Annotated in this window: 27 protein-coding genes; 16 read left to right on the plus strand and 11 right to left on the minus strand. The window is 71.6% G+C overall.

Features of this window, described 5'->3' with window-relative positions; all coding sequences use genetic code 11:
* Positions 1-5: 5 nt before the first annotated feature.
* On the minus strand, positions 6-1,160 hold the full coding sequence (gene mycP / locus V6U79_RS17295; RefSeq protein ID WP_334523598.1) for a type VII secretion-associated serine protease mycosin: 1,155 nt from the start codon (positions 1,158-1,160) through the stop codon (positions 6-8).
* Positions 1,161-2,054: 894 nt separating this feature from the next.
* Between mycP and V6U79_RS17300 the strand changes: the two genes are divergently transcribed.
* Positions 2,055-2,267, plus strand: a complete 213-nt coding sequence (locus V6U79_RS17300) for a hypothetical protein (RefSeq protein WP_334523511.1) — start codon at positions 2,055-2,057, stop codon at positions 2,265-2,267.
* Between the two features lie 292 nt (positions 2,268-2,559).
* On the opposite strand, the gene V6U79_RS17305 is transcribed toward V6U79_RS17300, so the two are convergent.
* Together V6U79_RS17305 and V6U79_RS17310 are read right to left on the minus strand one after the other, a co-directional pair.
* Positions 2,560-3,012, minus strand: a complete 453-nt coding sequence (locus V6U79_RS17305; protein WP_334523514.1) for a hypothetical protein — start codon at positions 3,010-3,012, stop codon at positions 2,560-2,562.
* Between the two features lie 115 nt (positions 3,013-3,127).
* Positions 3,128-3,340, minus strand: a complete 213-nt coding sequence (locus V6U79_RS17310; RefSeq protein ID WP_334523517.1) for an acyl-CoA carboxylase subunit epsilon — start codon at positions 3,338-3,340, stop codon at positions 3,128-3,130.
* A gap of 91 nt (positions 3,341-3,431) precedes the next feature.
* On the opposite strand from V6U79_RS17310, the gene V6U79_RS17315 reads away from it, so the two are divergent.
* Both V6U79_RS17315 and V6U79_RS17320 read left to right on the plus strand, forming a co-directional pair.
* Positions 3,432-5,330 carry a serine/threonine-protein kinase gene (locus V6U79_RS17315; RefSeq protein WP_334523519.1) on the plus strand — a complete coding sequence of 633 codons (1,899 nt, stop codon included), beginning with the start codon at positions 3,432-3,434 and terminating at the stop codon, positions 5,328-5,330.
* 89 nt (positions 5,331-5,419) lie between these two features.
* Complete coding sequence (locus V6U79_RS17320) at positions 5,420-5,650, plus strand: hypothetical protein (RefSeq protein WP_334523521.1); 231 nt, start codon at positions 5,420-5,422, stop codon at positions 5,648-5,650.
* Positions 5,651-5,736: 86 nt separating this feature from the next.
* On the opposite strand, the gene V6U79_RS17325 is transcribed toward V6U79_RS17320, so the two are convergent.
* The gene (locus tag V6U79_RS17325) at positions 5,737-6,489 is read right to left on the minus strand and encodes a GH25 family lysozyme (protein ID WP_334523523.1); all 753 of its coding nucleotides are present in this window, start codon (positions 6,487-6,489) and stop codon (positions 5,737-5,739) included.
* Positions 6,490-6,613: 124 nt separating this feature from the next.
* Positions 6,614-7,165: a Uma2 family endonuclease gene (locus V6U79_RS17330; RefSeq protein ID WP_334523526.1), complete on the minus strand. Its 552-nt coding sequence runs from the start codon at positions 7,163-7,165 to the stop codon at positions 6,614-6,616.
* Positions 7,166-7,265: 100 nt separating this feature from the next.
* On the opposite strand from V6U79_RS17330, the gene V6U79_RS17335 reads away from it, so the two are divergent.
* The 4 genes from V6U79_RS17335 to V6U79_RS17350 all read left to right on the plus strand — a co-directional run bounded on the left by V6U79_RS17335 (position 7,266) and on the right by V6U79_RS17350 (position 10,535).
* Positions 7,266-8,009 carry a M50 family metallopeptidase gene (locus V6U79_RS17335; RefSeq protein WP_334523529.1) on the plus strand — a complete coding sequence of 248 codons (744 nt, stop codon included), beginning with the start codon at positions 7,266-7,268 and terminating at the stop codon, positions 8,007-8,009.
* A 125-nt stretch (positions 8,010-8,134) separates the two neighbouring features.
* Complete coding sequence (locus V6U79_RS17340) at positions 8,135-9,118, plus strand: ketopantoate reductase family protein (RefSeq protein ID WP_334523532.1); 984 nt, start codon at positions 8,135-8,137, stop codon at positions 9,116-9,118.
* Between the two features lie 62 nt (positions 9,119-9,180).
* Complete coding sequence (locus V6U79_RS17345) at positions 9,181-9,672, plus strand: SigE family RNA polymerase sigma factor (RefSeq protein ID WP_334523534.1); 492 nt, start codon at positions 9,181-9,183, stop codon at positions 9,670-9,672.
* Positions 9,672-10,535: a hypothetical protein gene (locus V6U79_RS17350; RefSeq protein ID WP_334523536.1), complete on the plus strand. Its 864-nt coding sequence runs from the start codon at positions 9,672-9,674 to the stop codon at positions 10,533-10,535. The genes V6U79_RS17345 and V6U79_RS17350 overlap by 1 nt, the downstream gene beginning before the upstream one ends.
* A 91-nt stretch (positions 10,536-10,626) precedes the next feature.
* Here the strand turns inward: V6U79_RS17350 and V6U79_RS17355 are convergent, their stop codons facing one another.
* On the minus strand, positions 10,627-12,210 hold the full coding sequence (locus V6U79_RS17355) for an acyl-CoA carboxylase subunit beta (RefSeq protein WP_334523538.1): 1,584 nt from the start codon (positions 12,208-12,210) through the stop codon (positions 10,627-10,629).
* 83 nt (positions 12,211-12,293) lie between these two features.
* On the opposite strand from V6U79_RS17355, the gene V6U79_RS17360 reads away from it, so the two are divergent.
* Both V6U79_RS17360 and V6U79_RS17365 read left to right on the plus strand, forming a co-directional pair.
* Positions 12,294-13,169, plus strand: coding sequence for a biotin--[acetyl-CoA-carboxylase] ligase (locus tag V6U79_RS17360; RefSeq protein ID WP_334523541.1), 876 nt, complete (start codon positions 12,294-12,296; stop codon positions 13,167-13,169).
* Positions 13,170-13,331: 162 nt separating this feature from the next.
* Complete coding sequence (locus V6U79_RS17365) at positions 13,332-13,904, plus strand: PH domain-containing protein (RefSeq protein ID WP_334615193.1); 573 nt, start codon at positions 13,332-13,334, stop codon at positions 13,902-13,904.
* Positions 13,905-13,948: 44 nt separating this feature from the next.
* On the opposite strand, the gene V6U79_RS17370 is transcribed toward V6U79_RS17365, so the two are convergent.
* Positions 13,949-14,674 carry a GtrA family protein gene (locus V6U79_RS17370; protein WP_334523547.1) on the minus strand — a complete coding sequence of 242 codons (726 nt, stop codon included), beginning with the start codon at positions 14,672-14,674 and terminating at the stop codon, positions 13,949-13,951.
* Positions 14,675-14,737: 63 nt separating this feature from the next.
* Complete coding sequence (locus tag V6U79_RS29830) at positions 14,738-15,595, minus strand: GtrA family protein (RefSeq protein WP_442933299.1); 858 nt, start codon at positions 15,593-15,595, stop codon at positions 14,738-14,740.
* 139 nt (positions 15,596-15,734) lie between these two features.
* Between V6U79_RS29830 and V6U79_RS17380 the strand changes: the two genes are divergently transcribed.
* From V6U79_RS17380 to V6U79_RS17395, 4 genes are all read left to right on the plus strand, one after another.
* The gene (locus V6U79_RS17380) at positions 15,735-17,579 is read left to right on the plus strand and encodes a phosphoenolpyruvate carboxykinase (GTP) (protein ID WP_334523550.1); all 1,845 of its coding nucleotides are present in this window, start codon (positions 15,735-15,737) and stop codon (positions 17,577-17,579) included.
* Between the two features lie 36 nt (positions 17,580-17,615).
* Positions 17,616-18,473 carry a hypothetical protein gene (locus tag V6U79_RS17385; protein ID WP_334523553.1) on the plus strand — a complete coding sequence of 286 codons (858 nt, stop codon included), beginning with the start codon at positions 17,616-17,618 and terminating at the stop codon, positions 18,471-18,473.
* A 124-nt stretch (positions 18,474-18,597) separates the two neighbouring features.
* Positions 18,598-19,776 carry a geranylgeranyl reductase family protein gene (locus V6U79_RS17390; RefSeq protein ID WP_334523556.1) on the plus strand — a complete coding sequence of 393 codons (1,179 nt, stop codon included), beginning with the start codon at positions 18,598-18,600 and terminating at the stop codon, positions 19,774-19,776.
* 31 nt (positions 19,777-19,807) lie between these two features.
* Positions 19,808-20,578, plus strand: coding sequence for an isoprenyl transferase (locus V6U79_RS17395; protein ID WP_334523559.1), 771 nt, complete (start codon positions 19,808-19,810; stop codon positions 20,576-20,578).
* An 80-nt stretch (positions 20,579-20,658) separates the two neighbouring features.
* Here V6U79_RS17395 and otsB read toward each other — a convergent pair whose 3' ends face one another.
* The 3 genes from otsB to V6U79_RS17410 form a co-directional block, all read right to left on the minus strand.
* Positions 20,659-21,498: a trehalose-phosphatase gene (otsB, locus tag V6U79_RS17400; RefSeq protein WP_334523562.1), complete on the minus strand. Its 840-nt coding sequence runs from the start codon at positions 21,496-21,498 to the stop codon at positions 20,659-20,661.
* A gap of 92 nt (positions 21,499-21,590) precedes the next feature.
* Entirely contained in the window at positions 21,591-21,944 is a 354-nt protein-coding gene (locus V6U79_RS17405) for a hypothetical protein (RefSeq protein ID WP_334523565.1), read from the minus strand.
* Positions 21,945-22,107: 163 nt separating this feature from the next.
* Positions 22,108-22,548: an XRE family transcriptional regulator gene (locus V6U79_RS17410; protein ID WP_334523568.1), complete on the minus strand. Its 441-nt coding sequence runs from the start codon at positions 22,546-22,548 to the stop codon at positions 22,108-22,110.
* A 267-nt stretch (positions 22,549-22,815) separates the two neighbouring features.
* Here V6U79_RS17410 and V6U79_RS17415 point away from each other — a divergent pair, with 267 nt between their 5' ends.
* The 3 genes from V6U79_RS17415 (at position 22,816) to phoH2 (ending at position 25,293) form a co-directional block, all read left to right on the plus strand.
* On the plus strand, positions 22,816-23,160 hold the full coding sequence (locus tag V6U79_RS17415; protein WP_334523571.1) for a hypothetical protein: 345 nt from the start codon (positions 22,816-22,818) through the stop codon (positions 23,158-23,160).
* Between the two features lie 31 nt (positions 23,161-23,191).
* A complete protein-coding gene (locus tag V6U79_RS17420; RefSeq protein WP_334523574.1) occupies positions 23,192-23,530 on the plus strand; it encodes a hypothetical protein in 339 nt (112 codons plus the stop codon).
* A 350-nt stretch (positions 23,531-23,880) separates the two neighbouring features.
* A complete protein-coding gene (phoH2, locus tag V6U79_RS17425; RefSeq protein ID WP_334523577.1) occupies positions 23,881-25,293 on the plus strand; it encodes an RNA 5'-3' helicase PhoH2 in 1,413 nt (470 codons plus the stop codon).
* The last annotated feature ends 71 nt before the right edge of the window (positions 25,294-25,364 follow it).

The following is a 25,364-nucleotide window of genomic DNA, read 5'->3' on the forward strand; positions in this document are numbered from 1 at the left end:
CCCGCTCAACGGCTCATCCGTGGTGGTGGATCATCGGCCCGTCGGCGCCGCCTGACCAGTGCGTAAGCAGCGCCGCCAGCCGCCACGATCACGGCGAGCGTGACGAGACCACGTGTGGTCGCCCCATCCCCGCTGCCCCTGGAGGCCGCGACCGCTGTCGAGGTCATCCCACCGCCGGCGGGTGGGCTCGCCGACGGAGACTCAAAGCCGATTGGGGGTACGTCTGTAGTCAGGGCGGCTACCAGGTCGATGACGCCATAGCCATACTCGTCATCTCGGCCAGGAGGACCCTTGTCGATCGCAGTCGCCGTGAGGCGATGCACGATTTCTTCCGCCGGGAGGTAGGGGTATTTAGAGCGGAGGAGTGCAACGGCTCCGGCGACGATCGCTGTGGAATCGGAGGTTCCGGTCCCTTGTCGATACTTTCCATCGATGCTCGTGCTGTAGATCTCTACGGCCGGTGCGACGACATCAATCTCGGGGCCTGTGACGGCGACGCTGGCGCGTTCCCCGGCCCGGTCCACGCCTCCCACGGCGATTACGGCGGGATAGGCTGCAGGAAAGCCGACGTGGCGTTGCCGTGGTTGGTTGCCCGCCCCGGCGACGATTACGGTGTTGGCGTGCACGGCAGATGCTATAGCTTGCTGCAACTCAGCACTTGCGTCAGTCGTTGCGGAGATGCTAATTACATCTGCCCCTTGACTTACTGCATACTTGATGCCAGAGATCAAGTCGTCTTGGTTGCCTTGCTCGTTGCTCTGTTTGATGCGAATTGGCAATATCTTCGCCTCAGGTGCGATGCCCAGCGCGCCAGTATTCCCTCGACCATGAGCGGCGATTAGCCCTGCCATGCCGGTGCCATGACTATCTTGGTCTTGGCGTCCGTCGCCGCCTCCATTCCGAATCATGTCGGTTCCTGCAAGCAAATTTCTTCGCAAATCGGGGTGCGGGGCAACGCCCGTGTCTGGCACCGCGACTACTGCTCCCGCCCCTCGGCTAATCAGGTGGGCCTTCTGGACTTGCAGATACCGCAGATGCCATTGGTCATCGCGCACCCGGCCGTCTCCATTTGGGACTTCCTGGGCTACAGCTGGTTGGCTCAGTGCGATAGTGGCTGGGAGAACAAGTGCCCCTAGTAGGAACCGCCCGATGTGCCTCATCACCGACCAAAGCCAATAGCTGGTCCTGGGTCAATGGGCCCCTCGTCATCGGGTGGGCGAACGACCGGGTTTACTCCCTCGTCGGTCTGCCACGGATGATCGGGATCCCAACGACGCGATTCGTCCCCCGAGCCCTCCCGGCGCCCTGGCCGCGCTGGCGTACCGCCGATGCCTGAGCTGGTTGATTGCCCGGGTGCCCCACCGATCGGCGACATGCCGTGCATGCTTCCGAATTGGCTGGTCTTTCCGCCGCCTGGGCGCGAACCTGCGGAACCCGTTGGTGCCGTTCCTGCTCCGCCGCCTCCGATTACGCCGCCAATGGGGTTGACACGCCGCGGAGGATTGGTGCCGCCTGTTTGCCCGAGACCCGTCCCCGGGAGCCCTCCGATTAGACCGCTGGGTGGCACTGGGCGTGGAGACGTGCCGTGCGGGAGACCGTCGGCGTTGATAAAGCCTGACCGAGTCGTGGGGCCGGGACGTCCACTTGGAGGTGAAGCCGAGCCAGTGCGACCGACTGAGCCCGACAGGGGTGGAAACGAGGGCGGGGCGCCCGGATTGGGAGACAACCCAGATGATGCTGAGGGCGTGATACCTGGTGTTCCCGGGTTGGCGGGATGTGGCGCAAGGCCAGGTCCAACCCCGCCAAGTACCGGCCCTGCGCTCGGGGCAGTCGGCAAAGGAACTGCTCGAGCTGACTCTTTTGCCCGCTTAACTGGAGATGAGGTGCTGGATGAAGCTATTGGCACCGGCACTATCGGCGGAATATTTGGCGCAGGCGAAGGTGAGCCGTATACGTCAGGGTTGTCATGGTCTATTCCCGGCAGCCGCTTCGGCGTCGGCGGTGGTTTTTGGAGCATCACCTGTGCCTGCTGTAGCTCTCCGCTGAGCCCGAACATGATCCCCCGGGCCCGTACGTTCAACTGCTCCAGCTCCGCCTCGGTCACCGGCGGTTTCACGACCCGGTTGCCCGTCACCGCCTTGGGGTCGGCGGCCGTCGCCTCGTACCCCTGCTTCTGCTGGAGCTTGGTGGCGTACTCCTCGTACACCCGCTTCAGCTCGGGCCGGGCGCTGTCGATGGCGCGGGTGGCCGCGGAGAGCGCGTCGTAGTTGGCGGCGGCGGCGTCGTGAGTGCGCTGCACCCGGTCGATCAGCTCGTCCAGTTCGCCGACGTATGCCTGCGCGGCGGTGTTGGTCTCCGGCGGCCAGGCTTCGGCCAGGCCGCGTCGGTACTGCCGGAGCCGGTCCAGGTGGGTCTGGGCGAGGTCGCAGACCTTCCGCCAGCCCTGGACCTGCTTCCAGTGCCCCCTGGTGTCGTGGTCCTGGAGACACGCCCACATGCTGAGCACGTCCATCAGCTGCCAGTCGGTGAGGCCGGACGTGCGGCCGCTGCCCCTCTCGATCACGGCAGCACCACCGGCCCGCCGTCCGGGCCGGTCGGGTCACGGAACACGGGTTGCCGGCCGGGCAGGGCCGCGTACGGGTCGGCGAGCGCCTGGCGTACGTCGGCCACGCGGGCGGAAGAGAAGGCGTCGGCGCCCTCGTACCGTTGGGCGATGGTGCCGGCGGCGCTGGCGAGTCGGCCGGTCGCCTGACCCAGCGCGTGGACCATGTCGCTGGTGGCCTGCTGGTTCTCCCAGTGCGCGTGGAGGAACTGCACCAGCTCGATGAAGGCGTCACACGGGTTCGGGATGGCCGCCGTCATGTCGTCGACGATGTAGCGCAGGTGGGGTGCGTAGTTCCGTTCGACCTCGGCCTGGAGCCGGTCGGCGAACTCCCGCATCTGGCGGATGTCGGCCTCGATGCCGCCGTAGTCGCCCAGCCAGGAAACTGGGCGGTCCTCCTCGGGGATCATCGACCCTCCCTACCGTCACGGCGCCGTTTCCCTGAGTGAGGTTAATGGCTGCGACGCGATCTCGGCAGCCCCGACGATTTATCCCCAGCTCAACCGGTCCGTACCCCGGGAAGGGTCAGCGGGGGAGGCCAGAGGCGCGCCACGCGCCGGGGCCGGCGGCGGGCGTCGCGGCGGCCGGTCGGGCGCTGCGGGCCCAGGCGGAGGTCCGCACCGGCGCGGGCGCGGCGACCGGACGGGACCGGGCGACGATCGCGCCCACCAGCGCGGCCAGTTCATCGGCGGTGGGGACACCTCGGACGACCCGGAACAGCGGCTCTTCGGCAGACATGGCGTCAGAGTACGCGTCGGGAGCTTGACCTTTCCCGCACAGTGGCGTGCCGGCGGTGTGACCATTGTCGGCGCCGGGTACCGTCTCACCGATGTCCAACCCGCTTCCCCAACTCGTCGCCGACCGGTACCGGCTCATTTCGCCGCTCGGTCAGGGCGGCATGGGCCGCGTCTGGAAGGCGCGCGACGAGGTGCTGCACCGGGACGTGGCGATCAAGGAGCTGGTCCCGCCGCCCAGTCTCACCGACGACGAGCGTCGGGAGATGCGGGAGCGTTCGTTGCGCGAGGCCCGGGCCATCGCCCGGCTCAACCACGTCAACGTCGTCCGCATCTTCGACGTGCTGCGCACCGACGGCGACCCGTGGATCGTCATGGAGTACGTCGCGTCGAAGTCCTTGCAGGACACCCTCGCCGAGGACGGTCCGGTGTCGCCGGCCAAGGCGGTGGAGATCGGGCTGGGTGTGCTCGGCGCGTTGAAGGCGGCGCACAAGGCCGGCGTGATGCACCGCGACATCAAGCCGGGCAACGTGCTGCTCGGCACCGACGGCCGGGTGGTGTTGACCGATTTCGGTCTGGCGACCATCCCCGGCGACCCGAACGTGACCCGCACCGGCATGGTGCTCGGTTCCCCCGCGTACATCGCGCCGGAGCGGGCGAAGGACGGCACCGCCGGCCCGGAGGCCGACCTCTGGTCGCTGGGCGCGACGCTCTACGCGGCCGTGGAGGGCAAGTCCCCGTACGCCCGGCCGTCGGCGATCGCCACGCTGGCGGCGTTGGCCACCGAACCGTTGCCGCCGCCGAAGAACGCCGGGCCGCTTAAGCCGGTCCTGAACGGCCTGCTCCGCAAGGATCCGAAGGACCGGATCACCGCCGAGGTGGCCGAGCGCCTGCTGCGCCGGGCCGGCGGCAAGCGCGCGAAGGGCATCTCGCTGCTCGATGGCGTACGCCGGCCGGGGCCGAACGGTCCGCGCGAACCGCGACCGCCGGTGGTGCCGGCGCCGCGACCAGCCGAGGAGATCGCCGAGCCGAAGGTGCCGGCGCCGCGCGCCGAGCAGGCCGCGGCGGGGGCGGCCGCCGCTGCGGCCACCGCCACCGACGACGCGACCGCGAAGGTGCCGGCGAGCGCTGACAGCGCACCCCCCGCGGAGGTCGACCCGCCGTCGGCGGACGCCGAGCCGACCAGCAAGGTCGAGCCGCCGAAGCCGAGCAACCCCACCTCCGTCATGCCGGCCCCGGTGAGCCCGCCGGCCGCGCCGGCCGAGCCCGTCACCGGTTCGGTGTACGACGGGACGAAGCGTGACCACAAGCGGCGCAACCTGCTGATCGGCGCCCTGGTGGCGGTGCTGCTGGTCGGCCTCGCGGTGCTCGTGCCGCTGCTCACCAGCGGCGACGACCCGAAGGACGACACCCCGCGGGCCGGCTCGGGCAGCTCGGCGGCGCCCTCGACGGCCGCCCCCACCACGGCGCCGGCCGCGCCGGCACCCGCGACGAGCAGCGCCGCGCCGCCCAGCCCGACGCCCTCGGCGAGCCCGTCCGCCGACCCGAACGCCCTGCCGGCCGGCTGGACCCTGCACGAGGGGCCGACCTTCTTCGTGCCGCTGCCACCGGGCTGGCGCGGTGGGCAGATCAACTCCAACACGGCGGTCTTCCGGCAGAGCAACGGGGTCGGCGAGATGCTGATCCAGTGGGGCTCCTCGCCGAAGAAGGACGCAGTCGCCGACTGGAAGCAGCAGGAACCGGCCCGCAAGAGCCGGGTCAGCAACTACCAGTACCTCAGCATCGAGCGCTGCGACTGGTACCGGACCTGCGCCGACTGGGAGTGGCTGGAGACCCGGGACAACACCCGGATCCACGTACGCAACCGGGGCTTCGCGACCGCCACCAACCGGGGTTACGCGATCCGGTGGGAGGTGGCGGCGAAGGACTGGCAGGCCAACCTCGCCAACTTCGACCAGGTCGTCAAGGGCTTCAAGCCCGACCGGGTGAACTGATCCACGGGATTCGCACCGGTGCGAAGTTGATTCGCATGACCTTCCGTCGTAGGGGGTAACTGTCCTTCGACGACGGAAGGAGGCACGACATGGGTTACCGACGCAAGGACGCTCGTCCCCGGCTCGCGCTGTGGATGCTGGTCGCGCTCGGCGACGTCGCTCTGCTGCTGGTCAGTGCCGGGATGCCGGTGCTGGTCGCGCTGCTCACCGTCGTGACGGTCACCGCCGCCGGAGTCGCCGCCTGGCGCCTCGCCCGGCGGGGCGAGCTGGCCGGCGAGGACGCCGTGCCGGTGCCCGTGACCGCGCGACGCAGGGCCTGATCCGACGGAGGACGACGGCGGCAGCCGGACCGGTCATCGACCTACGCTGACCGATCCCGCTGCCGCCGACCTGTGTCCGTCTCCGGTCAGGTGTTGTTGGCCAGCGCGATCAGTCGGGTCCGGTCGCCGTTCCAGTAGTTGCGGTCGACGCCGCCGCTGATCCCCGGGACGCTGCCGCTGTCGGTGTACTGCCAGAAGCTCCAGAACGGGGCGCCGGCGGGCAGGGTGCCGGGGCTGCTCGACCAGCGGGCGATCCAGAGCGGGTGGTTGGCCCACGGGCCGGTCCAGCTGCCGGTGCACTGGTTCCAGAAGCTGGTGGTGGTGTAGATGACCGCGTACCGGCCGGTGCGGGACCGGTAGGTGTTCAGGAAGTCCTGCACCCAGTTACGCATGCCGGTCGTGCTCAACCCGTAGCAGTAGCCGCCGCTGTACGGGTTCGCTTCCAGGTCCAGCGCCGCGGGGAGGGTACGGCTGTCCGCCGACCACGCGCCGCCGTTCGAGGCCAGGTAGTTGGCCTGGGTGGCGCCGGAGGAGATGTTCGGCCGAGCGAAGTGGTACGCCCCCCGGATCACCCCGGCGTTGTAGGAGTTGACGTAGTTGGCGTTGAAGTTCGGGTCCTTGTAGCTCGTACCCTCGGTCGCCTTGATGAAGGCGAACTGGATGCCGGCGTTGCGGACGCTGGTCCAGTTGATGGTGCCCTGGTAGCGCGACACGTCGATGCCGGGGACGGTGGCCGCGGCCGCCGGTCCGGCGGTGGCGACGAGGGCCGCCGCCGCGGTGGCGACGACGGTGAGGCCGGCGGCGAGCAGCCGGCGCAGCGAGAACCTGGTACGGGTCATGGATGCCTCCACAGGACGCCGATCGATTGACGACAATCTTTGGAGGTAACTGCCTCCACGCGCAAGAGTCATAGAGAAAATTTTCATCAGCGGCGATCGATGGCGGTCTGGTTGGCGATACCCGTCAGCGCAGCGAGGCCGGGTCGAGCTGCCAGCGGAACGGCTCGGTGATGGTCAGCGTCTCGCCGGCCTTCGCCACCTGGTCCTGGACATAGTGCGCACCGTCGAGCCGGTACAGCCGCAGCGAATGCGCTTCACCGTCCTGCTCCACCAGCAGATAGAAGGGGATCCGAGCAATCGCGTAGAGCTGCATCTTGACCAGGCGGTCGGCGGCGGCGTTGCCCGGCGAGACGATCTCGCAGACGAGCCCTACCTCGCGCGCCTCCACGAAGTTGCCCTCGTCGTCCGTGTCCGCTACGACCACGTCCGGAATGACAATCCGGTCCACCCCGAGTCGGACGTTCACCGCCTCGAAGACCAGAAGGGCCTCGGGTCGCGCGGCGGGGCGCAGGCTGTCGACGAGATTCCACGACACCAACTGGTGACGCTTGCTGGGAGCAGGGCTCACGATCAGGCTGCCGTCGAGCAACTCGATCCGGTTCGGGGTCTCGCCCATGGCGAGGTAGTCGGCCTCAGTCCAGAGGCCGACGTGAGGCTCCAGGGGTGCCGCGCTCACCGGCGTTCACCTCCCGATCCGATCGCCACCCGGTCAGTCTCACCCGATACGAGATCACGACCGTCGAACGACACGACCGAGGCAGGTAGGCTCCCCGCCCATGGTGTCGATCGACGGCCTCGGTGACCTCTGGGACAAGCTCCTCAGCGCGCAGCCGGACCCACCGCCCCTGCTCGTCCTGCTCACCGCCGTCGTCGCGCTGGCGGTGGTCGCCACCCGACTGCCCTGGCGGGTCGCCCGCAACGCGGTGACCATCGCCCACGAGGGCGGGCACGCCCTGCTGGCGCTGCTCACCGGGCGCCGGCTGCACGGCATCCGGCTGCACTCGGACACCTCCGGCCTGACCCTCTCCGCCGGCCGCCCCAGCGGCCCGGGGATGATCCTCACGCTGCTGGCCGGCTACGTCGCGCCCTCGCTGGTCGGCCTCGCCGGGGCATGGCTGCTCGGCGGCAACCGGATCACCCTGCTGCTCTGGGTCGCGGTGGCGCTGCTGCTGGCCATGCTGGTGCTGGTCCGCAACGTCTTCGGCGTGCTGTCCCTGCTGGTCACCGGCGGGGTGGTGCTCGCCGTCTCCTGGTACGCCTCGCCGCAGGTGCAGGCCGCGTTCGCCTGGACCGGCGTGTGGTTCCTGCTCCTCGGTGGCGTACGCCCGGTCTTCGAGTTGCAGCGGCTGCGCAGCCGGGGCCGGATGCCGGAGTCCGACGCCGACCAGCTCGCCCACCTGACACCCTTCCCGGCGTTCTTCTGGGTGACCGTCTTCGGCCTGGTCAACCTGGCCGCCCTCGTCGTCGGCGCCGCCCTGCTCGCCGGTCCGATCCTCACCGACGCCGGCCTCACCCGCTGACCGCCGAGCACCCCGCTGAGCGAGCAGCTCGCTGACCGGCGCCGGCCTCACCGCGCTGCCCCGCCGGCCGGGCACCGCCGGCTCGTCCACCTCGCGGTGTCGGAGTGCACCGGCAGAATGAGCGGGTGCACTACGTGATCATCGGGGCGGGCGCGGTCGGCGGCACCATCGGCGTACGGCTGAGCGAGGCGGGCCACGACGTGACGCTGGTGGCCCGCGGCGCGCACCTGGACGCGATCCGGCGGGACGGGTTGACCCTGCGTACCCCGGACGGCCCGGTGGCCTGGCGCGGCCCGGCCGTCGACGGGCCGGGGGAGCGGCCGTTGCCGGCCGACACGGTGCTGGTCCTCACCGTCAAGTCCCAGGACACCCCGGCCGCGCTGGCCGTCTGGGCGGACGCCCCGGTGGACGGTGGCGGGACGGCCGCCGAACGGCTGCCGCTGTTCACCGCGCAGAACGGGGTGGCCAACGAGCCCGCGGCGCTGCGGCTCTTCGACCGGGTGCACCCGGTCTGCGTCTGGTTGCCCGCCACCCACCTGGAGCCGGGCGTGGTCGTCGCCAACGGACACCCGCATCCGGGGATGCTGCACCTGGGTCGGTACCCGTCCGGATCGGACGACGTGGATCGCGCGGTGGCCGCCGACCTCACCGGCGCCGGCTTCGTCGCCCCGGTCCGGCACGACGTCATGCGGTGGAAGTACGGCAAGCTCCTGGCCAACCTCGGCAACGGCCTCCAGGCCCTGCTCGGCGCGCACGTCCCCGACGAGCTGGCGAGGCGGGTCCGGGCTGAGGGTGAGCACGCGCTCGCCACCGCCGGGATCGCGCACACCACCCGGGAGGAGGAGGCGACCGAGCGGGGCGACCGGGTGGGCAGCCGCCCCGTCGACGGTCAGCCGCGCAGCGGCAGCTCCACCTGGCAGAGCCTGGCCCGGGGCGCCGGCTCCACCGAGGCCGACCACCTCAACGGCGAGATCGCCCTGCTCGGCCGGCGTCACGGCGTGCCGACCCCGGTCAACTCCGCCGTGCAGCGGGCCGTCCGGCGGGCGGTGCGGGAACGGATCCCGGCCGGCGCGTTCCCGGCGGACGAGTTGACGAAAATGGTCGGCTGAGCCGGCAACCGGGCGTCCCGTGGCGCGCGTGTCACCTGCGACCACCACGGGGGAGGTAGCGGGTGCCGGACGTCGACGGGTTCGACGATTTCTACCGGAGCAGCCGACAACGGCTGCTCGGCTTCGTCTACGTGCTGACCGGTGACCTCGCCGAGGCGCAGGACGCCGTGCAGGAGGCGTACATTCGGGCCTGGCAGCGCTGGTCGACCGTCGGCGGGTACGACGACCCGGAGGCGTGGGTCCGGGTGGTGGCCGGCCGGATCGCGGTCAGCCGCTGGCGCAGCCTGCGCAGCCGGGCGAAGGCGTACCTGCGGCACGGGGCGGAATCGAGCGTGCCCGGTCCCGGCACCGACACCGTCGAGGTGGTCGCCGCACTGCGCCGGCTGCCCGAGGAGCAGCGCGTCGCGCTCGCCCTGTACTACCTGCTCGGCATGCCGGTGGCGGAGGTGGCCCGGGAGACCGAGGCGCCTGTCGGCACGGTCAAGGCCCGACTCTCCCGGGGGCGCACCGCGCTCGCCGGGCTGCTCGCCGTCTCTGATCTGGAGGAGGCCTGATGTCCGACCACCTGAGCTTCGACCAGCTGCACCGGGAGCTGAGCGGGGTCCGCTGGGCCGAACCGGCCGAGCTGCGCGCCCGGGCCCGCCGGCGCAGTCGGCGTACGGCGGCGCTGGCGGCGGCGGTCGTGCTGGTCGTGGTCTCGGGCTCCACCGCCGTGGCGGCCGGCCGGACCGGAAAGCCGGTGGCGCCGGTGGCCGCCGGCGCGCGGCCGGCGGCCAGCCCGAGCCGGGTGGAGATACCGCTGGAGGCCCTGGTGTCCGTGGCCGACCTGCCCGAGCGGGCCGACCCGCCGCTCACCCAGTCGGGGATCGGTGAACCGGTCCGCGTCGACGACATGCTGATGGTGTGCCTGAAGGAGAAGGGGATCGCCGCCGAGTGGGCGACCTCCCGGTACTCCCGCTCACAGACGGTGCCGCGCAGCCGGCAGGTGGGCGACCCGACGGGGGAGCCGCTGCTGCGTCAGGAGCTCTACCGCGTCCGGCCGGAGGCGGCCGGTGAGGTCTTCGACGAGCTCGACCGGCTCGTGGCCCGCTGCGGGCAGTGGCAGAGCACCGGGCTGGCGAAGTGGGGTGGGCGGGACGCGCTGCACACGTCGACCCACCGTTGGACGGTGGTGGCGCGGGACTTCGCCGGCGACCAGGCGGTGCTGCTGCGGCACACCGTGACGCCGCCCCGGGAGGTGAAGACCTCGGCGGTGCCGGAGGAGAAGGTGACGAAGCCGGTCAACCGGGCCGTCGTCCGCTCCGGCGACCTGGTCACGGTCCTCACGCCCGCCCGTGGTGGCACCGATGCCGAGCTTCGCGACCTCGCCGAGACCGCCGCGCGCCGCATGTGCGCCGCCGCCAACCCGTCCTGCTGACGGCTGCCCCGTCGGCTCGTCGGCTCCGCTACGGCGGAGGAGGCGTCGGCGAGGAGCCCCCGGTCAGGGCCGGGGGCTCCCTGCCGGGCCGCTACAGCGGGATGTTGCCGTGCTTCTTCGGCGGCAGGGTCTCCCGCTTCGTACGCAGCACCCGCAGCGCCCGGACGATCTGGGCCCGGGTCTCGTGCGGCGGGATCACCGAGTCGACGTAGCCCCGCTCGGCGGCGATGTACGGGTTGGCCAGGGTGTCCTCGTACTCGGCGATCTTCTCGGCCCGGACGGCGGCCGGGTCCTCGGCGTTGGCCAGGTCGGAGCGGTAGAGGATGTTCACCGCGCCCTGGGCGCCCATCACCGCGATCTGCGCGGTCGGCCAGGCGAAGTTGAGGTCCGCGCCGAGGTGCTTGGAGCCCATCACGTCGTACGCGCCGCCGTAGGCCTTGCGGGTGATGACGGTGACCTTCGGGACGGTCGCCTCCGCGTACGCGTAGATCAGCTTCGCGCCGCGGCGGATGATGCCGTCCCACTCCTGCCCGGTGCCGGGGAGGAAGCCGGGAACGTCCACGAAGGTCAGCACCGGGATGTTGAACGCGTCGCAGGTCCGCACGAAGCGGGCCGCCTTCTCGCTGGCGGCGATGTCCAGGGTGCCGGCGAAGTGCATCGGCTGGTTGGCGACCACACCCACCGGCCGGCCCTCGACCCGGCCGTAGCCGATCAGCAGGTTCTGCGCGTAGAGCGGCTGCACCTCGAGGAACTCGCCGTCGTCGAGGACGTGCTCGATCACCCGGTGCATGTCGTACGGCTGGTTGGCCGAGTCGGGGATCAGCGTGTCCAGCTCCCGGTCGGACTCGGAGATGTCGAGGTCGGCCGGGGCCTCGTACACGACCGGCTCGTCGAGGTTGTTCGACGGCAGGTACGACAGCAGCGCCTTGACGTACTCGATCGCGTCCTCCTCGTCCGTGGCGAGGTAGTGCGCGTTGCCGCTGCGCGAGTTGTGGGTGCGGGCGCCGCCCAGCTCCTCCATCGCCACGTCCTCGCCGGTGACCGTCTTGATGACGTCCGGGCCGGTGATGAACATGTGCGAGGTCTGGTCGACCATGACGGTGAAGTCGGTGACCGCCGGGGAGTAGACCGCGCCGCCCGCGCACGGGCCCATGATCAGCGAGATCTGCGGGATGACCCCGCTGGCCCGGACGTTGCGGAAGAAGATCTCGCCGTAGAGGCCGAGCGAGGCGACGCCCTCCTGGATCCGGGCGCCGCCGGAGTCGTTGATGCCGATCACCGGGCAGCCGATCTTCATGGCCAGGTCCATCACCTTGACGATCTTCTCGCCGAAGACCTCGCCGAGGGAGCCGCCGAAGACGGTGAAGTCCTGCGCGAAGACGCACACCTGCCGGCCGTCCACGGTGCCGTAGCCGGTCACCACACCGTCGCCGTACGGGCGGTTCTTCTCCAGCCCGAAGGCCGTCGACCGGTGCCGGGCCAGCTCGTCGAGTTCGACGAAGGAGCCCTCGTCGAGCAGCAGCTCGATCCGCTCCCGGGCGGTCTTCTTGCCCCGCGCGTGCTGCTTCTCCACCGCGCGCGCCGACCCGGCGTGCACGGCCTCGTCGACCCGTCGCTCCAGGTCCGCCAGCTTGCCCGCGGTGCTGTGGATGTTGATCCCGGTCTCGGTAGTCACCCAGGGAATATAACGATGGTTCAGGACGACGCCGCTGTGCAGTACGCCTCAGTACCCTCCGTCGCCGCCCGTAGGCTGGCGGGATGCCGGGCTCGCCGTACACCGATCTGGACCGACCGCCGCTGTCGGCGGCGCGGCTGTCCCGCGCGCTGACCGGGCCGGACGGGCCGTGGCGGCGGCTGGACCTGCGGGTCGAGACCGGCTCGACAAACGCCGACGCCGCCGCCGCGGCCCGCGCCGGTGAGCCGGAGGGCCTGGTGGTGGTCGCCGAGCGGCAGACCGCCGGGCGCGGCCGGCGCGGCCGGGTCTGGCAGTCGCCAGCCCGCGCGGGCATCGCGACCAGCGTCCTGCTGCGGCCCGGCGAGGCGGTCGCCGAGCGCCGCTGGCAGCCGGCCCCACCGACCGGGTACGGCTGGCTGCCGCTGCTCGCCGGGGTCGCGCTGGTCGAGGCGGTGACCCGGCTGGCCGAGCTGGACGCCGGGCTGAAGTGGCCCAACGATCTGCTGGTCGGCGACGCCAAGTGCGCCGGCATCCTGGCCGAGGCGGTGCCCGGCGCGTCCCCGGCGCAGCCGCCCGCGATCGTCCTCGGCGTCGGCCTCAACGTCACCCTCCGCGCCCACGAACTGCCGGAGAACCCGACCGGCCTGCCCGCCACCAGCCTGCAACTGGCCGGGGCCGCGGCCACCGACCGGGATCCGCTGCTGCGCGCCCTGCTCCGTTCCCTCGCCGACTGGTACGACCGCTGGCGCACCGCCGGCGGTGACGCGGTCGCCAGCGGCCTGCGCGACGCCTACCTGGCCGGCTGCGTCACCGTGGGCCGGCAGGTGCGGGTGCTGCTCCCCGACGGCGGCGAGCTGACCGGCCTCGCCACCGGCGTGGACCCCGACGGCCGCCTGCTGGTCGACACTCCCACCGGCGAGCGCCCCGTCGCCGCCGGCGACATCCTCCACCTCCGCTGACCGGCCCCGGCCGAACCGGGGGAAGGTGCGGTCACTCGATCTCCGAGAGCGACACCAACCCCTGGATCGACGGGGGGTGGGTGATCGCCCCGTGCGGCTGATCCGTCCGGGCGTGACGACCGGTTACGGTCTGCGCGTCCGATTGAGGCGATGGAGGTTCCTGTGGCGTTTCCCGAAGACGTGCTCACCGAGGACGAGCACGTCGTCCTGCACCTGCACCCGCACTGGAAGGCGCTGCTGCGGCCGCTCCTGGTCCTGGCCCTCGGCGTCGCCGCGCTGGTGGTGGGTTGGATGCTGCTGCCCGACGGTGACGGCGGCACCATCGCGCTCTACGTGATCGCCGCGCTGGTCCTGGTCCTGGTGCTCTGGCTGGCGCTCTGGCCGTTCCTGGTCTGGCGCACCACCCACTACCTGTTCACCAACGAGCGGGTGCTGCTCCAGCAGGGTGTGCTCTCCCGGGACCGGCGGGACATCCCGCTGACCCGGATCAACGACCACGCGATGAACCAGCGCTTCATCGAACGGCTGCTCGGCTGCGGCACGCTGACCATCGAGTCGGCCGGTGAGCGCGGCCAGTCCGTGCTGCGGGACGTGCCCGGCGTCGCCACCGTCCAGACCAAGCTGTACGAGCTGGTCGAGGCCCACCATGACAAGCACTCGCTCGGTGACGGGGAGATGCGGGAGATCCTCGCCGACATGCGGGACGGCAAGCCGCTGCGGGATCCGGGCGTCTGAAGCCGGGGTGCGCGCGGGGTCGCCTCCGGCCCCGCGCCCGCCGGTCAGGGGCGGGGCGAGCGCCGGCTGGCGGCGTGGAGTTCGGCGGCCAGTTCCGCGTCGAGTTCGGCGTCGAGGTCGTCGCCGACCGACCGGCCCAGGGCCGCGTCCAGCGGGGCGGGGCGGGACGAGGCCTGCTTGAAGATCGTCTCACCGGCGCCTCGGCGCTGCTCGGCCCGCTCCTGCGCCTCCTCCAGCTCGCTGACCGACTCGGCCAGCTCGGCCACCGGGTCCAGCTCGGCCATGGTGTCCCACTCGTCCCGCTCGATGGTGTGCCAGGTCTCCTCGGCGTGCTTGGGGACCGGCTGGAAGACGAACGTCCGGTAGGACCAGAAGCGGAAGAGGGTGGCCAGCAGGACACCGCCGGTCTTGGCGACGTTGAGCGCGATCAGGCTGTTCACCCCGAGGCCGTACTTGGCCGCGGCGAGCACGCCCAGCTCGATGAGCAGGCCGGCCCCGTTGAACAGGAAGAACAGGGTGTATTCGCGCCGCAACGCTGATTTCGGGCGATCCCGGTACGTCCAGTGCCGATTCATCAGATACGACGTGATGGTCGCGACGATGGTCGCGATGACGGTCGCCTTCAGCTGACCGTTGACAAAAACGGTGAGTGCAAGGAGATTGAACACCGCGTAATTGATGACGGTGTTGACCCCACCGACGATGCCGAATTTGAGCGCCTCGTGGATGAACTTCTGCCAGCGCTCGGGCAGCAGACGGACAAGACGCATGCGGAACACCTTAGGGCAGTGGACGGGGCCGGCTCGATCCGGCAGGACGGGATGGGCGGCAGGTCACGCCCCGGGCGGGCGTTCGGGTGCCGCCTCCGGAACGGGGCGGTTTCCCGCTGCCACGAAGACGAACCGTCGGTACGACCAGAATCGGAACAGCGTCGCCAGGCCCGTGCCGACGAGGTAGCTGGCGATGTTGTCGGCCAGCGCGGTCTGGAACACGTCCGGCCAGACACTGCCCAGGCCGTACCGGCTGATCGCCAGGACGGCGACCGTGATCCCCAGGCCCACCGCGTTGAAGAAGAAGAACAGCCCGTACTCCCGGGCCGGGTGGGAACCCTTGCGGTGCCGCCAGGTCCAGAACCGGTTGCCGAGGAAGGCGAAGGTCGCCGCGATGACGGTGGAGATCGTCTTGGCGGTCACCTGCTCCACCCCGCGCACGTTCGCGAGGTAGTTGAAGATGGTGAAGTCGACCAGGAAGGCGAAGCCGCCCACGGTCGCGAACTTGCCCAACTCGCGGACGAGGTGACCGAAACGGTCCAGCAGCGAGTGGACCAGACCCGGGCGGGTCGGCGGGGAGTCCGGTTGACCCCCGGTCATCGTCGCGGCCACCCGCCGAGCGTACCGGTTGGGGGCACGCCGGACGGGTAGCAATGTCAAGCCGGCCAGGTCCGGGCGCGTCCGAGTGGGCGGGCTGCCCGCTGGGCGTCCGTGGTGAACAGAGCGTAACCCCGTTGTGGAGCGTCGGCCGCCCGGTCCGCCGAATCGTCGGCCCGGCGCCGGGCGTCCGGTTTCCTCGCTTCGCCGGCCCCCGTTCCGCGGCCGGCGACAGTTCCCCGCAGGATTTGCGTGAAACTGCGCGTGAAAGCGGGTATCAGCTCGTGATGCCGCAGCCGGGCCGCACCTTGTGCAGTTGTTCACAACCAGTCCCACTGACTCGCGGGTCCGCCCGGTTTACGCTGAGCGCAATCCCAGGTTTCCACGAAGGCGACGCGGCTCGCGCCCGCCAGAACTCGTGCATCCCATAGAACGGTCAGCGTCGACCACAAGGAGATGTGTCATGGTTGCTCCGGCTGCTGTGCGGGGTATCGATCAGGCCCCGACGTCCCACCCCAAGCTGCTCGCCTGGGTCAGAGAAGTCGCGGAACTGACCACCCCGGACCGGGTCGTCTGGGTGGACGGGTCCGATGAGGAGTGGCGGCGCCTCACCGACGAGCTGGTCGAGGCCGGCACCCTGATCCGGCTCAACCCGGAGAAGAAGCCCAACTCGTTCTACGCGCGGACCGACCCGACGGACGTCGCCCGGGTCGAGGAGCGCACCTACATCTGCTCCGTGGACGAGGCGGACGCCGGCCCCACCAACAACTGGATGGCGCCGGCCGAGATGAAGCAGACGATGACGGAGCTCTACCGCGGTTCGATGCGCGGCCGGACGATGTACGTCATCCCCTTCTGCATGGGTCCCGTCGAGGCCGAGAGCCCGATGTTCGGCGTCGAGATCACCGACAGCCCGTACGTGGTCGCCTCGATGCGGATCATGACGCGGATGGGCGCGAAGGTGCTCGAGGCCATGGGCGACGACGCCGACTTCGTGCACGCGCTGCACTCCATCGGCGCCCCGCTCGCCCCCGGCCAGCAGGACGTGGCCTGGCCGTGCAATGAGACCAAGTACATCTCGCACTTCCCGGAGACGCGGGAGATCTGGTCCTTCGGCTCGGGCTACGGCGGCAACTCGCTGCTCGGCAAGAAGTGCTACTCGCTGCGCATCGCCAGCGTGATGGGGCGCGACGAGGGCTGGCTCGCCGAGCACATGCTGATCCTCAAGATCACCTCGCCGGAGGGCCGGGTCTACCACGTCGCCGGCGCCTTCCCGTCCGCCTGCGGCAAGACCAACCTGGCCATGCTGGAGCCCACCATCCCGGGCTGGAAGGTCGAGACCATCGGCGACGACATCGCCTGGATGCGCTTCGGCCCCGACGGCCGCCTCTACGCGGTGAACCCGGAGTACGGCCTCTTCGGCGTGGCGCCGGGCACCGACTGGAAGACCAACGCCAACGCCATGCGGACGCTGGACCGCGGCAACTCCATCTTCACCAACGTGGCCCTCACCGACGACGGCGACATCTGGTGGGAGGGCATGGGCGAGCCGCCGTCGCACCTGATCGACTGGAAGGGCAACGACTGGACGCCGGAGAGCGACCGCCTCTCCTCGCACGCGAACAGCCGGTTCTGCACCCCGATCACCCAGTGCCCGATCCTCGCCGACGACTACTTCGACCCGAACGGCGTGCCGATCGACGCGATCCTCTTCGGTGGCCGCCGCCGGGACACCATCCCGCTGGTGACCGAGGCCCGCGACTGGGTGCACGGCGTCTACATGGGCGCCACGCTCTCCTCGGAGACCACCGCCGCCGCCTCCGGTGAGGTCGGCGTCGTCCGTCGCGACCCGATGGCGATGCTGCCGTTCATCGGCTACCACGCCGGCGACTACTTCCGGCACTGGATCGAGATGGGCAAGGGCGCCAACGGCGACGAGGCCAAGCTGCCCAAGATCTACTACGTGAACTGGTTCCGCAAGGACCCCGAGGGCAACTTCCTCTGGCCCGGCTTCGGCGAGAACTCCCGCGTGCTCAAGTGGGTCGTCGAGCGGCTCGAGGGCCGCGCCGACGCCGTCGAGACCCCGATCGGCATGGTCCCGGCCCAGGACGCGCTGGACGTCGAGGGTCTGGACATGACCCCGGAGGACGTCCGGATCGCCCTCAAGGTCGACCCGGAGGAGTGGCGCCAGGAGCTGCCGCTGGTCACCGAGTGGTTCGAGAAGTTCGGCGACAAGCTGCCGGGCGTCCTCTGGGCCGAGCTGGACGCGCTGCGCGCCCGGCTCGACGCGGAGCAGCCGCAGCGGTAGGTGTGACGGTTGCCCGTACCGGGCACCACGGATGCCATGAGGACGGCCGCCGAGACCACCCAGGTCCGGCGGCCGTCCGCCGTCCGGGCCCTGACCGTCCTGCTGGCCACGACCGCGGCGGCCACCGTCGTGGTCGAGCTGCTCAACTGGTGGTACGCCCCGGAGCAGGAGTTCGGTCTGGCCGTGCGGACCGGCTGGGCGATGCTCCGGTCACTGGGCTTCCTGCTGTTGATCGGGCACGTCAACCGGGGTCGTACGGTCGCCAGACCGCTCGGGCTGATCCTCGCCGTCACCACCGTCTTCGCGGTCGGCCGGCTGGTGGTGCCCCGGCAGGGGGTGCCGCCGCTGCCCGGGCTGCTCGGATTCGCCCTGCTCACCGCCCTCTGCGTCGGCGTCGTCGTGCTGCTCTACCGCTCCGACGCCGTCGCCGCCCATCTGGTCCGGCACCGGAAGACCCTGGTCGTGGCGGGTGGCACCATCTCCTGGCGGGAGGTCGCCCCGAAACGGCCCCCGGTCACCGCCTGGCTGCTCACCAGTCGGGTGGCCGCCTTCACGTACAGCCCGTTGATGCTGGTGCCCGCCCTGGTCGCCGGGGGCGCCGTGCTGGACGGGCGGCTGGCCGCCGTGCCGGTGGTGATCCTCTGGTTCCTGGCCGGGATCGCGGTCAGCTACCTGGTGCTCTTCTGCACCGCCTTCCTGATGCGCGGCCGGTCCTGGGCCCGCCGGCTGCTGGTGTTCGTCACCCTCGGGGTGCTCGCCGTCGACCTGCCGCTCTGCTGGTGGCTGCTCGGCGTCGACGGTCTCATCCGCGACGGCGGACCACTGGTCGCCGCCGCCGCCCTCGCCCTCTACGGCCTCCACCGCGCCACCGACCCCGAACCCCGGACCCCCTGACCCTCCGCCGATCCTGGCAGGAGCCGCAGCACCGCCAGGGCGCGGCCCCGAAGTGCGAGATCGCCGGCCGGGGCGGCTCCGCGGTCGGTGCGGCGTCGCGGGGTGGTGGGCTCGGCGGGGGAGGATGAGGGGGAGCGGGCTGCGGGCGGGAGGGGACGCGGTGAGCGACGAGTTCGACGTGATCGTGGTCGGGGCCGGGCCGGCCGGGTCGGCCGCGGCGCTCGCCGCCTGCCGGGCCGGCGCGCGGGTGCTGCTGCTGGACCGGGCCGACTTCCCGCGCGACAAGGCGTGCGGCGACGGGATCACCCCGCACGCGCTGGACGTCCTCGCCGAGCTGGGGGTGACCGACGCCGTCGCCGGGTACGCCCCGCTGCCCGCGCTGCGCCTGGTCGCTCCGGGCGGGGGCGCGGTGGCCCGGCCGCTGCCCCGGCCGGCCTACACGGTGCCTCGGAAGGTCTTCGACGCCCGGCTGGTGGCGGCGGCGGTGGCGGCCGGCGCGGTGCTGCGCCGGCACACCGTCCGCCGGGTCGAGCCGCGGGACGGCCACGTGGTGCTCGACGGGGAGGTGACCGCGCGGGCGGTGGTCGGCGCGGACGGGGCCGGGTCGCTCGTCCGGCGGACGCTGGGCCACCCGGCCAACCCGGACCGGCACCTGGCCCTGGCCATCCGGGGGTACGCCCCGGCGCTGCCCGGTCCACCCGAGCAGCTCATCGTCACGTCGGGGGCGCGCTGGCCGGCGTACGCCTGGTCGTTCCCGATCGGCGACGGCCGGGCGAACATCGGGTACGGGGAGGTGCTGCGGGGTGAGCCGCTCAGCCGGGCGCACCTGCTCGACCGGCTCGCCGCGCTGCTGCCGCGGACCGACCCGGCGACGGTCACCGCGCTGCGGGCCCACCACCTGCCGCTGTCGACGCACCGTCCCGCGCCCGGCCGGGGCCGGGTGGTGCTGGCCGGCGACGCGCTCTCGCTGATCAATCCGTTCACCGGCGAGGGGATCTTCTACGCCCTGCTCTCCGGGGCGCTGGCCGGGGCCGCCGCCGCGCAGGCGCCGGCCCGGGCGGCCGACCGGTACGCCGCCGACCTGCGCCGGCGGCTCGGCACCCACCTGCGGCACAGCTCGGCCGCGGCCTGGCTGGCCCGGCACCGACGGGTGGTCGACGCCGCCGTCCGGGCGGCCCGCCGGGACGACCGGGTCTACACGTCGGTGGTGGAGCTGGGCCTCGGTGACGGCCGGCTCGACGCCCGTACCCTCGCCATGATCGGTATTGGTCTGCCGGCGCGGGATGGGCCACCGAGGCGATGATCCGCCGCTCGGGTCGCTACCCTGCAAGGTGATGACACTGCGGAACCTCCTCTACTCCGTGTATGAGCGCCGGCTGACGGCGTCGCTCGCGGGCAAGCCGGTGCCCCGGCATGTCGGCGTGATGTGTGACGGCAACCGCAGGTGGGCGCGGGAGATGGGCTACGTCGACCCGAACGACGGGCACCGGATGGGCGCCGAGCGGATCAAGGAGCTGCTGCGCTGGTGCGACGCCGCCGGTGTGGGGCACGTCACGCTCTGGCTGCTCTCCACCGACAACCTCTCCCGGCCGGCGGAGGAGCTCGATCCGCTGCTCCAGATCATCGAGGACCTGAGCACCGAGCTGGCCGAGGAGGGCAACCCCTGGCGGCTGCGGATGGTGGGCGCGCTGGACGTGCTGCCGGCGCACCACGCGCAGGCGCTCAAGGCCGCCGAGGAGCGGACCCGGGACCGGGCCGGTGGCGCCCAGGTCAACATCGCCGTCGGGTACGGCGGTCGGCGGGAGATCGCCGACGCGGTCCGCTCGCTGCTGCACGAGCACGCGAAGGCCGGCACCAGCATCGAGGAGCTGGCCGAGGTGCTGGACGTGGACCACATCTCCGAGCACCTCTACACCCGGGGCCTGCCCGACCCGGATCTGATCATCCGGACCAGCGGCGAGCAGCGCCTCTCCGGTTTCATGCTCTGGCAGTCGGCGCACTCCGAGTTCTATTTCTGCGAACTCAACTGGCCGGACTTCCGCCGCGTCGACTTCCTCCGCGCGCTGCGCTCCTACGCCACCCGCCAACGCCGCTTCGGCGCCTGACCCGCCGCCCCGGTGCGGCGGGCTGTCGCCTGCTGTGCGGCCGGGCAGCACCTACCCGGCTCCCGGCGGTCCGTCTCCGGTTACCCGACACTCTCTCCGGTGAGGTGCGGAAGGGCGGCGGTGAGGAAGTCGCCGAGGGCGGCCGGGGAGTCGATGGTGAGGTCCGCGGCCTCCGCGACCTCCTGACCGGTCTCCGGGTTGGCCACCGCCACGCAGACGCCGAGGAAGTCCGGGTCGGCGGCGGCGCGGGCCCGCAGCGCGGCGAAGGCCTTGATGTCGGAGACGTCGTCGCCGAAGTACCAGGCGCCACCGGCGTCCCGGACCACCTCGCCGATGACCAGGCCCTTGTCCCGGTCGACCGGTGGCTTGAGCTCGAGCACCATCCGGCCGGCCTGCACCTTCAGCCCGAGCCGCTCGGCCTGCTCCCGGCCCCACCGCTCCACCTGCGCGCCGAGCTGCGGGGCGGTACGCCAGTGCAGCGCCACGCTCAGCCGCTTGAACTCGACCAGCGTGCCGGCGGGCAGCTCGGCCCGGGCCTGGTCGGCCAGCTCCGCCATCGTCGGCACCCAGGGCAGGGCGGCCGGTTCGGTCACGGTTTCGCCGCCGGAGTGGCTGTGCTCCAGCCCGTAGAGGCCGTAGAGGTCGATGCCGGCGAGGCCGCCGAGGTGGTCGCGGAGGAAATCGACCGGGCGGGCGGAGACGATGGCCACCCGTTGCACCACCGGGGCGAGCGCCTCCAGCGCGGCCAGCACCTTCGGCGCGGGCTGAACCGCGGTGGGGTCGTCGTCGACCGGCGCGAGCGTGCCGTCGAAGTCGAAGAAGAGCACGGTGTCGCCCGCCCGCGCGGCGGTGGCCCGCCAGGCATGGTCGGCGTCCAACGGGGTTTTCGGCTGCTGGTTGCCCAGATTCAACGGCGACACGGGCGTCAGCGTACCCCGGGGATGGGCACTCATTCGTGGCCGCGATGTGACGGCGGACCCGGTGTCCGGCGCGGCGGCGGCTCGGCGTCGTTTCAGCGTTCGGCGGCTCCCCGTCCTCGGCGCCCGAAGGGCACGACGGCGGCTTCCTGACCGTGGTTGAGCAGGTAGCCCTCGACGAAGCCGCTGTTCCGGTCGCCGGCGTGCGCCTCGATCTCGTTGAGTCGCGCCACCAGGAACTCGGTGAGCGCGCTGACCCGGTCGTTGAGCCGGTCGTGCAGTTCCGCGACCACGGCCAGGACGACCGCGGTGCCGGCGGTGATGAGCGCGAAGAGGTTGACGACCAGGGGAAGCTGCTCGCCCTCGACCGCGCCGATGACCACGTTGGCGGTCACGCACGATGTCACCGACACCGCCGCGACCACTATTGCCCACCATTTCAGGGTCATGGACAGACCCCTCCTTCTGTCCCGCAGGGCTGGGTTCGGCCTTGTCCCGTCCCCCCGCCGACGACGAGCCCAAGCAGTACGAATACGGACGCTAGCGTGCCCGTTCCGGCCCCGGAGCGAAACGATCGGGTCTGACCAGGCGTTCTTTCACCATCTGAAGGAACTACCCGGCCTGACCCTCTCGCTTTCGGTCAGTTGCCGGGAGAGTTGGCCGATAGGCGAGGTAACGGATGGTTTCCCGGATGTGGAACTTCTCCGCGTCCGACACGGCCGGGTCCACCAGGCGGCGCAGCAGCGCCTCGACGTCCGGGTCCATCGGCGGGGTGGGCACTGGGCTCCGGGGGGCCGCCGCCCGGTCCCAGCCCAGTGCGGCGAAGGCGTGCGCCGGGTTGAGGCCCAGCCCTTCGCAGAACGCCACCACCCGTTCCACCTCCGGGTCGCTGGCCCAGTCGCCGCGGACCCAACGGTTGATGGTCTGTCGGGAGACGCCGGTGCGGCGGGAGACCTCGGTGCCCGTCCACGCCCGCATCGCGCGGGCGTCGTCGAGGGCCCGGCGGACGAAGGCGGCGAAGGCGATCTTCCGTGCGGGGGCGGTCTCGGTCACCTCGTGACGGTACGGCGTGCGGGCCTTCACGGGCGCCCCGGGCAGCCCTGTGTCACGCGAACGGGACGTGCGCGTGGACCCGCCGGTAAACGATCCAGAACCACTGCTGAGGGGTGTCACCTGGGCAGAATAGAAGAACTTAGGTGCGGCGGTAACCGCACGAAAAGCTGATACTGTCACGCTCATGGGACAATCTACGGTGTGTCTCGTGCATGAGACGATCAGTGCTCACATGTGTCACGCCTCCTCCGCAGTGAGGGAGGGGTGGTGACCGAACTCGCGACCCGCGCGCAGGCCTTCGGCCTGATCGCGGAGGGGGTTGCCGCCGGCCTGAGCGCACCCTGGCGCCTGTATCTCGCCCGGGGTTGCCGCTACCTGTCACTGAGCGTCGGGGACCGGGCCGAGTGGGACGCCTGGCGTACCCACCTGGGCTGCCCGGAGCTGAGCGTCCGGGTCTACGACGCCGGCGGCGAGATCCGCCGCTCCTCGGTCGCCGAGGTGGTCCTGGACGGCTGCCGGATCAGCGTCGAGCTGGTCGAGGAGATCGGCACGGACGATCTCGACCGGCTCCTGGTCGTCGATCCCACCGGCGTCGAGCCGGAGGAGCGGTGAGCCGGCCGGGGCGGCGCGTCGGAGCCGCCGGATGAGCCCCTTCCTCGCGGTCTTCCTCGTCCTCCTGCTCGGCGCGACCAGCTACGCGGCGGGCCGGCTGCACGGCCAGCTCAGCTACCGCATCGGCTACCGGTTCGGCTACCGGCAGGGCTACTTCGACGGCGACCGGGGGGCGTGGAACCGGCGCCGTCGGGACGCCCAGGCCGCGATCGCCACCGCGCTGTCCGTGCCGGTGGGCGACGCTCCGGTGGTCACCGGGAAGCTCCCCGCTCCGGCGGTGCGGCAGGGCACCACGTACACCGGCTCCTCCCCGGTCCGGCCGGTCGCCACCCGGCACCCCACCGGGACCCTGGTCCGGCGGCAGGGCTGAGGCGGGCCGGCACCACCACCGACCCGGTGCGCCGTCCGCGGCGGACGCGCACCGCCGGGGCCACGTCAGACCGGTGACGGTGGTCCCACCGGCCGGGATGCGCGCAGGGGGCATGCATCCCGGCCGGTCCGCCGCATCGCGTTCACGTCCCGGTCGGGGGAGATCCACCCGGACCTCTAGCCGAGGGAGCCCGGCGCCGCTAGCGTCTAGGCATGGCACGGGGTCCACCCGGGCCAGCCGGTCCGCCCGGATCTGCGACCTCGCACGGGGTTCCGCATCCGACCCCGTGTCCCCGGGCACCGGAGGAGGCGGAACACGGGTGGCGGGTGCCCATCCGTCGGAGCAGGCCTGTGACCACTCGCCGTACGACCGCCGGTGCCGACCCGACCCCGGCCGCGACTGCCACGACCCGCCGAGCCAGCCGGAGCCGCCGTCGCCCCGACGCCCCGGCGGCGCCAGAGGAGCCCCGACCAGCCGGCCAGGCGTTCGTCCTGGACACCTCGGTGCTGCTCTCCGATCCGGCGGCCTTCCACCGGTTCGCCGAGCACGAGGTGGTCCTGCCCCTCGTGGTCATCTCCGAGCTGGAGGGCAAGCGGCACCACCCGGAGCTGGGCTGGTTCGCCCGGCAGTCGCTGCGGATGCTGGACGAGCTGCGGGTGCGGCACGGGCGGCTGGACCACCCGGTGCCCGCCAACGACTCCGGCGGCACGCTGCGGGTGGAGCTCAACCACTCGGACGACGGCGTGCTGCCCCCCGGCTTCCGCAACGAGTCCAACGACGCCCGGATCCTCTCCGTGGCGCTCAACCTCGCCGCCGAGGGGCGGGAGGTGACGCTGGTCAGCAAGGACATGCCGCTGCGGGTAAAGGCCGCCTCGGTCGGGCTGCGCGCCGACGAGTACCGGCACGGCCAGGCCAGCGATCCGACCTGGACCGGCATGGCCGAGCTGGAGCTGGGTGAGGAGCAGATCGGCCAGCTGTACGCGGGGGAGACCCTCGACCTGGACGACGCCGCCGGCCTGCCCTGTCACACCGGCCTGGTGCTGCACTCCACCCGCGGCTCGGCGCTCGGGCGGGTGCTGCCGGACAAGACGGTCCGCCTGGTCCGGGGCGACCGGGAGGCGTTCGGGCTGCACGGCCGCTCGGCCGAGCAGCGGATCGCGCTGGACCTGCTGCTGGACGAGTCGATCGGCATCGTCTCGATGGGTGGGCGGGCCGGCACCGGAAAGTCCGCCCTGGCGCTCTGCGCCGGCCTGGAGGCGGTGATGGAGCGCCGCCGGCACAAGAAGGTGATCGTGTTCCGCCCGCTCTACGCCGTCGGCGGCCAGGAGCTGGGTTACCTGCCCGGCTCCGAGTCGGAGAAGATGTCGCCCTGGGCCCAGGCGGTCTTCGACACCCTCGGCGCGGTGGTGCACGAGAACGTCCTGGAGGAGGTCACCTCGCGGGGCATCCTGGAGGTCCTCCCGTTGACCCACATCCGGGGCCGCAGCCTGCACGACGCCTTCGTCATCGTGGACGAGGCGCAGTCCCTGGAGCGTGGTGTCCTGCTCACCGTGCTGTCCCGGATCGGTCAGGGGTCGCGGGTGGTGCTCACCCACGACGTGGCCCAGCGGGACAACCTCCGGGTCGGGCGGCACGACGGCGTGACGGCGGTGATCGAGACGCTGAAGGGGCACCCGCTCTTCGCGCACGTCACGCTGAGCCGCTCGGAGCGGTCCCCGATCGCCGCCATGGTGACGGATCTGTTGGAGGACATCCCGGGTTGACCTCTCCGGCCGCCGGCTACGTCCTTCATCGTCCGCATTCGGATTGTGGCGCAGATCACAAAGTGTCCGGT

It is taken from the genome of Micromonospora psammae, from assembly GCF_036902725.1.
Taxonomy (GTDB): Bacteria; Actinomycetota; Actinomycetes; order Mycobacteriales; family Micromonosporaceae; genus Micromonospora.

Coding starts and splice junctions, on each gene's coding strand:
- V6U79_RS17380 (WP_334523550.1), top strand. CDS start 15,735: ATGGTTGCTCCGGCTGCTGTGCGGGGTATCGATCAGGCCCCGACGTCC.
- V6U79_RS17325 (WP_334523523.1), bottom strand. CDS start 6,489: ATGACCCGTACCAGGTTCTCGCTGCGCCGGCTGCTCGCCGCCGGCCTC.
- V6U79_RS17370 (WP_334523547.1), bottom strand. CDS start 14,674: ATGCGTCTTGTCCGTCTGCTGCCCGAGCGCTGGCAGAAGTTCATCCAC.
- V6U79_RS17320 (WP_334523521.1), top strand. CDS start 5,420: ATGGGTTACCGACGCAAGGACGCTCGTCCCCGGCTCGCGCTGTGGATG.
- V6U79_RS17310 (WP_334523517.1), bottom strand. CDS start 3,340: ATGTCTGCCGAAGAGCCGCTGTTCCGGGTCGTCCGAGGTGTCCCCACC.
- V6U79_RS17300 (WP_334523511.1), top strand. CDS start 2,055: ATGATCCCCCGGGCCCGTACGTTCAACTGCTCCAGCTCCGCCTCGGTC.
- V6U79_RS17360 (WP_334523541.1), top strand. CDS start 12,294: ATGCCGGGCTCGCCGTACACCGATCTGGACCGACCGCCGCTGTCGGCG.
- V6U79_RS17315 (WP_334523519.1), top strand. CDS start 3,432: ATGTCCAACCCGCTTCCCCAACTCGTCGCCGACCGGTACCGGCTCATT.
- V6U79_RS17385 (WP_334523553.1), top strand. CDS start 17,616: ATGAGGACGGCCGCCGAGACCACCCAGGTCCGGCGGCCGTCCGCCGTC.
- V6U79_RS17305 (WP_334523514.1), bottom strand. CDS start 3,012: ATGATCCCCGAGGAGGACCGCCCAGTTTCCTGGCTGGGCGACTACGGC.
- mycP (WP_334523598.1), bottom strand. CDS start 1,160: ATGAGGCACATCGGGCGGTTCCTACTAGGGGCACTTGTTCTCCCAGCC.
- V6U79_RS17395 (WP_334523559.1), top strand. CDS start 19,808: ATGACACTGCGGAACCTCCTCTACTCCGTGTATGAGCGCCGGCTGACG.
- V6U79_RS17335 (WP_334523529.1), top strand. CDS start 7,266: ATGGTGTCGATCGACGGCCTCGGTGACCTCTGGGACAAGCTCCTCAGC.
- V6U79_RS17420 (WP_334523574.1), top strand. CDS start 23,192: ATGAGCCCCTTCCTCGCGGTCTTCCTCGTCCTCCTGCTCGGCGCGACC.
- V6U79_RS17350 (WP_334523536.1), top strand. CDS start 9,672: ATGTCCGACCACCTGAGCTTCGACCAGCTGCACCGGGAGCTGAGCGGG.
- V6U79_RS17390 (WP_334523556.1), top strand. CDS start 18,598: ATGAGGGGGAGCGGGCTGCGGGCGGGAGGGGACGCGGTGAGCGACGAG.
- V6U79_RS17405 (WP_334523565.1), bottom strand. CDS start 21,944: ATGACCCTGAAATGGTGGGCAATAGTGGTCGCGGCGGTGTCGGTGACA.